We start from the raw sequence: 6000 nt of genomic DNA, 5'->3' as shown, positions 1-6000 counted from the left end.
ACGGCGGAAGAAGGTCGAGATGCTCTTCGCCCACCTCAAGCGCATCCTGCGCCTCGGCCGCTTGCGCCTGCGCGGCCCGAACGGCGCCAAGGACAAGTTCCACCCCGCCGCAACCACCCAGAACCTCCGCACACCGGCAAAACTGGTCCCCGGCGCCCCACACGCGGCGTGACGGGAGCGCGCAGGCCGATCTCAGCGCGACGTCATCGCAGGATCCGGGCCGAGTTTTCAAACACAATCGAACACCTATTCGCCATTACGTCATCATTATGAGAACAATGCGATACAAAAACAGGGTAACGGGGAACGCTGGATAACGTGGACCTGAACCTTCCCGCCGCGTTGGAATCCGACGTGCGGCTGTGCCGATTTGGCCGAAGGGCAGGGCATGTCGAAGCCCCCGTCTACAAGCGGATCAAGGCATTGGAGGAGGCGGGCATCGTCACGGGATATGCCAGCCCTGCTGGAAACCGCCACGCTCGGTTTCGGGATCGAGGCGTTCGGGCAGGTGACCCTGCATCTCCACGCGTCGGAAAGAGTTGCGCAACCACCCCGCAATCTGGTGTTGCCATGCGACCACCGCGGCGGGGGATTATCTGCTGCACGTCATCGCGGCTGATGTGAACGCGCTGGACCGGCTGATGCGGCAGGAGATCGCGAGGATGTCCGGCGTGGCGAGGACGGAAAGCGTCGTCGCCACGCGGGTGATCAAGGCGCGGCAGTCACTTGCCAATGCCGCGAAAGCGCTGCGGCCTTAAAGCGCGCCGAAAAAGCGCTGCATCCGGTCCATCGCCTCGTTGATGCGGGGCGTGGACAGCGACCCGAAGCAGACGCGGATATGTCCTTCGCCGGCCGCGCCGTAGAAGCTTCCCGCCTCCACCACGACGCCGGTTTCGTCCAGCAGCCGCTCGGCGACGATCTGCGATCCAAGCCCCGTGCCCTTGATCGACGGAAAGGCATAGATCGTGCCCTCGGGCCAGGCGCAGGTGACGCCCGCCATCTGGTTCAGGCGCGTGACGACGATGTCCCGCTTCTCCCTGTCCTCGGCGATCAGGTCCGCCAGCACGGCGGGATCGCCGGTGACGGCAGCCAAGGCACCGTCCTGGATGAAGGTGTTCACATGGGTCACGTCGTTGGCGGTGATCTTCAGCAGGCCGCCGATCGCCCATTCCGGCGCGGTCATGTAACCGATGCGCCAGCCATCCATCGCATAGCTTTTGGTGAAGGCGAACATGCTGACCGTGCGTTCGGCCATGCCGGCCAGCGAGGCGATGGAGATATGCTTGGCCCCGCCGAACAGGATATCCTCGTAAACCTCGTCCGAGATGACCAGCAGGTCGTGCTTGATCGCAAGATCGGCCAGCCCCTGAAGCTCCTCGCGGCTGTAGACGCGGCCGGTCGGGTTGCAGGGGTTGATCAGCACGATCATCTTGGTGCGCGGGGTGATTTTCGGCTCGATCAGCGTGGGGTCGATGCGGAAATCGTTTTTGGCATCAAGTTGGGCCATGACGACCTTGCCGCCCGCCAGTTCGATCTTGCCGATATGCTGGGGGTAATACGGCTCCAGCAGGATGGCCTCATCGCCCTCGTCGATGAAGGCCATGATCGCGGCATAGGAGGCGTGGGTGAGGCCGTTCGTCACGATGATCTGGTCCACGTCCATGTCCATGGCATTCTTGGCGGCCAACTTTTCGCGCAGCGCCTGCCGCAGATGCAGTTCGCCGGAAAGACTGGAATAATGCACCTTGCCCGCGCGAAGGGCGGCGATGGTCGCCTCCTTGATATGGTCGGGCGTGTCGGCATGGGGGCGGCCAAGCTCCATGTGAATCAGCTCGCGGTCCGTGATTGCGGCGGCGCGGCCATACATGCCGAAGGATTTCTTCGACGTTCCGGTGATCCGTTTTGCCAGATGTTTCATTGGTTCTTCCTGACGTTCAGAGCGAATGGAGATGGTTGATGCGGCCCCAATGGGCCGCCATGGCGACGGCGAAGGCCACATCCTCGGCCACCATGAAACGGTCGGCGACCAGCCGTTCGGCGGCGGCGCGGATGGCCGCAGAATAGGTATCGGCGTCGGGATAAAGGGCCAGGACCGGCGGGCGCGGATCGCCGGTCAGCGCGGCCTCCTCCGCTGTTTCGGGGAAGGGGATGTAGCTGCCGGAGAAGCCGTGGAGCATCCCGTGCCCATGCCCGCGGCGGCGCAGGTTCCAGCCGGTGTAGCTGCCCATGGGGGCCATCACCATGGGCGCGCGCAGGCCGGCGATGTCATTGCCGCCCTCGTCCGATTGGGGGACCAGCACGGCATACTCGCCGTCCGTCTGGGTGCAACCTTCCATCGCGGCACCTCTGTCGAAGCCTGGGCCGTAATCGATATGCACCAAGGGGTTCGGCCCCTTCGGCAGCATGGTCGCGGGAATGGCGGGAAAGCGCCACTCGTCCATCCCGACCAGCGTGCCATCGGCACGCCGGGGAATGCGGCTCTCCGGCGGCTCCACTCCGTTCAGCCAATCGGTCATCAGCGTCAGGGTGCCGCGGAAGAAGGCCGAGGTGTGCACGACGTTCTGGAAATTCTGGCATGGCCCGACCGGCGGCAGCGATGGCACCGGGTCCGACCAGTGCTGCGAGGACGACCACATGAACACCCGCACATTGTCGGGGATCGGCAGATCGTTTCCCTGCGTGTCGGTGTGGACCAGCGACCCGCGCCGATGCCAGTATTCGGCGGCGCTGTGGGTGTGGATCACCTTGGGGTCGGTTTCGGGGCGCTTCAGGATCGCGTCCTCGGCCCCTGTGATGTGGTCCCGCGACATTGCATAGGCGAAGGGGAAGCGGTCGGAGGGGTTGGCATGATCCTCGAACTCGCGGGAGGCGGCGATGACGAGGTTGATGAAGCGGTTCATCGTCGTCTTTCCACCGCCCGAGATGTGGGGAAGCATCCCGTCGAACACCCGCGCGCCCGCATGGTCGCGGTTGAAGCCGCGGTGCAGGAAATCGCGGATCGCGCGCCCCGATTGCGAACGGCCCCAACCGACGGCCTTCCACCCGCGTTCGCGTTTCAGGTGGCCGACAAGCTCCGCCACCGCGACGAACCCGATGTCCAGCGCGATGGGATCGGTCGCGGTATAGGTCAGGTGATACAGCCAGCCGGGCTGGAAACCCTGCGGCAGGTGGATGTGGCGGGGGGAGGGGACAATGGCTTGTTCCGCCCCTTGCACGTCGCCCGCACCAAGGGCGCCGCCCGCGCCTTCGATCCGCGCAAAGGACCAGCCTGAGACATCCTCGGGCGCGCTGTGGGGATAGCGGCGGCGGGTCAGCCGGGCGGGCGCCTCCAAGTCGGCGGGATAGCTGCGGGTGCCGGTCTTGCCTGACAGCGGCAGGACGGTCATCACCGGCCCCTCGTTGACGAATTCCGCCGTGACCTCGGCGGTCATTGCATGATCGGGACCGGAATATCCTGGCACATCGATGGTCACGCGCCCGTCGCCCGGCAGCACGTCACCCTGCCAGGCTGCGATCAGGATCGTGTAACCCTGCCGCATCAGCCAGCCGTTTCCGCCGTCCTTCGGCATGTTCGTGGCACTTGCGGAGTTGAAGAATTGAAGCACCCGCTTGTTGCCGCGATTGACAAACTCGAACAACAGGACGCCGTTCGCGCGGGCGGCGTCTTCCGGCTCCAGCATCCAGACGTCTGTCGTGGTGGTGATCAGGCCGTCTTCGGTGGCGATATGCTCGACCTCGTACACGCCATCGGCGCCGATCCGGTTCGGGGCGATGCGGATAGTGGCGCGACCCTCGCGTAAGCGGTAGGCGCCTGTGTCCCCAATGGAAAGTCCGCCGGCAAAGGGCTCGTCGCGGGTGAAGGTCAGGCGGACGATGTCACTCATGTTCGGGGTCTTTCAGGGCTTGGAAGAGGTCGGAGATCAGCGCGTCGGGCCGCACCTGTGCGTAAAGGGTTCGGGTTGCCGTCAGCATCGGGCCGGAAGCGGGGATGCCAGCCAACTCGCGCCGGACGGCCGCGATGGGCACCGCGCGGGGGATGCGGGCATGGACCGCCTGGAAAGTGCGGCTGTCGGCACCGGTTCCGGTGATCATTCGGTGAACGTGGTCCGGATCGATTCCGGCATGTTCGGCCATCAGCAGGATCTCGGCGGACAGGGCGGCGATGCCGTATCCCATCACCCCCGCGATCCGGCGCAGCATGTGGCCGCGCCCTGTGCCGCCCGCATGGATGACCTCGGGCGCGTAGGTTGCAAGGCTTCGGACGCGGGCGATCTGATCAGCAGTTCCGCCGCAGAGCAGCTTGAGGTTGCCCTGCGCGGCAAGGTCCGGCGTGCCCGATAGTGCCGCATCCACGTAATCGCAGCCCACCTCCCGCCAGCGTTGCGCAAAGCGCTCGGACCGCGCGGGATCTCCGCTGCAGTGGTCGATGTGCAACAGACCGGGTTGCGCACCTGCCAGCAGGTCCGACATCAGCCCCGCCACCTCGTCCGAGGAGCGTAGCACGGTCACGATCAGGTCCGACCCTTCGGCAAGCGCCCGAGCATCGGCGGCACAAGGCAAGGGCCCGTCGTAACCGCCACGCGGCGGCAGGACCGTGACCGTATGCGCTTGGGACAGATGCAGGGCAATCGGGCCGCCCATCCGGCCCAAGCCGATGACGCCGACTCTCATGCCGCGAACCTGTCTTTCAACCGCGCCTGCACCAGCGCCAGCGACGCAACGACCGGTGTGAATCGGTGGAACGGCAGCGGGCGCAACTTGCGCAGGGGCACAGGCAGCGCCGCCGGATCCTCGCCCATCGCGGCGCGGGCAAGGACGCCGCCAAGCTGTGCCGTCATGGCGATGCCGCGGCCGTTGCAGCCGATACCCGCGAAAAAGCCATCGCCCAGCTGGTGGATGCGGGGCAGGAAGTCGGGCGTCATCGCCGCGGTTCCGGTCCAGACAACCTCCACCTCTGGAACGAACGGCAACCGCAGTTCATGAGCCAATCGTTCGACCACGGCGCGGCCAAGACGGGCTTTGGCACCTAGCGGGACCGCCGCCATCCCGCCGGAAACCAGGCGGTTGTTGCGGTCCAGCCTGTAGGTGAACAGGTTCTGCCGCGTATCACCCACCGGGCGGCGGTCGGGCGCGATCCGCGCGACGGTCTTTGCGTCCAGCGGTGCCGTGGCAAGCTGATAGACCCGCAGCGGCACCGCAGAACGGCCAAGCCGCGACGCCGCACCGTCGGTGAAGGCGTTGGTGCAAAGCAGCACCGTCCCTGCCTGCACCATCCCGTCGGGCAGGTGCAGGGTCCACCCGGACGCCGCCTTCTCGATCCTTTGGACGGGCTGCCCTTCATGCACGGTGCCGCCCCGCCGCTGAACCGCCCGTGCAAGGCCGCGTAGGTAGTCGAGGGGGTGGATCGTGCCGCCCTCTTCGTCCAGCAGGGCGCCGGAATAGATATCCATGCCGGTCTGTTCCGCCGTTTCGCCGGGGGAGAGAAAGCGCACCGGCCGGCCCATGTCGGACCACAGCCGTGCCCGCGCCCGCAGCATCTCGGCGGCGGCCGCGCCATGGGCAGGGTTCAGCCAGCCGGTCTGCGCCGCGTCACAGGTTATGCCTTCTTTGGCAATGGTATCGAAAACGTTGCAGGCGCCGGCCCCGATCAGACGCAGCAGCGCATCGGCGCGCCCCCCAAGACGAGCCCGGACCGTCGTGGGATCCGCCTTGGCGAAGTTCGGGACGACGAAGCCCGCATTCATGCCGCTGGCGCCGGCACCCAAGGGGCCCGCATCGAAAACGGCCACGGATCTACCTGACAGCGTAAGTTCCCGCGCGGCCGTCAGGCCTGTGAAGCCCGCGCCGATCACGGCCACTTCGACGCGATGGGTCAGCTTGCCATCGGTGCAAAAGGCCACTCGGGCGGTCCGGGTCCAGATCGTATCCTGCGGCGTCATGCCGTATCCTCTTGTCGAGACTTGATTCCACATATAACGATCATTTGATCAATGTGAGAGA

General features: G+C 65.9%; 5 protein-coding genes and 1 pseudogene. 2 read left to right on the top strand and 4 right to left on the bottom strand.

Going from position 1 to position 6000, the window contains the following annotated elements:
* A pseudogene (locus tag ACSHZY_RS15705) lies at window positions 1-172 on the top strand (IS5/IS1182 family transposase); the annotation flags it as partial.
* A 367-nt stretch (window positions 173-539) separates the two neighbouring features.
* A complete protein-coding gene (locus ACSHZY_RS15700) occupies window positions 540-758 on the top strand; it encodes an Lrp/AsnC ligand binding domain-containing protein (protein ID WP_435170731.1) in 219 nt (72 codons plus the stop codon).
* Here ACSHZY_RS15700 and ACSHZY_RS15695 read toward each other — a convergent pair.
* From ACSHZY_RS15695 to ACSHZY_RS15680, 4 genes are read right to left on the bottom strand one after another with little or no spacing between them, the layout of a single operon-like run.
* A complete protein-coding gene (locus tag ACSHZY_RS15695) occupies window positions 755-1918 on the bottom strand; it encodes a pyridoxal phosphate-dependent aminotransferase (RefSeq protein ID WP_435170729.1) in 1164 nt (387 codons plus the stop codon). The two genes, ACSHZY_RS15700 and ACSHZY_RS15695, sit on opposite strands and share 4 nt — an antisense overlap.
* 16 nt (window positions 1919-1934) lie before the next feature.
* Window positions 1935-3884 carry an alpha/beta hydrolase domain-containing protein gene (locus ACSHZY_RS15690; RefSeq protein WP_435170728.1) on the bottom strand — a complete coding sequence of 650 codons (1950 nt, stop codon included), beginning with the start codon at window positions 3882-3884 and terminating at the stop codon, window positions 1935-1937.
* Window positions 3877-4671, bottom strand: coding sequence for an NAD(P)-dependent oxidoreductase (locus ACSHZY_RS15685; protein WP_435170726.1), 795 nt, complete (start codon window positions 4669-4671; stop codon window positions 3877-3879). The genes ACSHZY_RS15690 and ACSHZY_RS15685 overlap by 8 nt, the downstream gene beginning before the upstream one ends.
* A complete protein-coding gene (locus ACSHZY_RS15680; protein ID WP_435170724.1) occupies window positions 4668-5939 on the bottom strand; it encodes an NAD(P)/FAD-dependent oxidoreductase in 1272 nt (423 codons plus the stop codon). The genes ACSHZY_RS15685 and ACSHZY_RS15680 overlap by 4 nt, the downstream gene beginning before the upstream one ends.
* Window positions 5940-6000 lie beyond the last annotated feature (61 nt).

Source organism: Falsirhodobacter sp. 1013 (genome assembly GCF_051195255.1).
Taxonomy (GTDB): Bacteria; Pseudomonadota; Alphaproteobacteria; order Rhodobacterales; family Rhodobacteraceae; genus Falsirhodobacter.
Note: the sequence above shows the minus strand (reverse complement) of the source record. Positions and strands in the feature narration are given on the sequence as shown.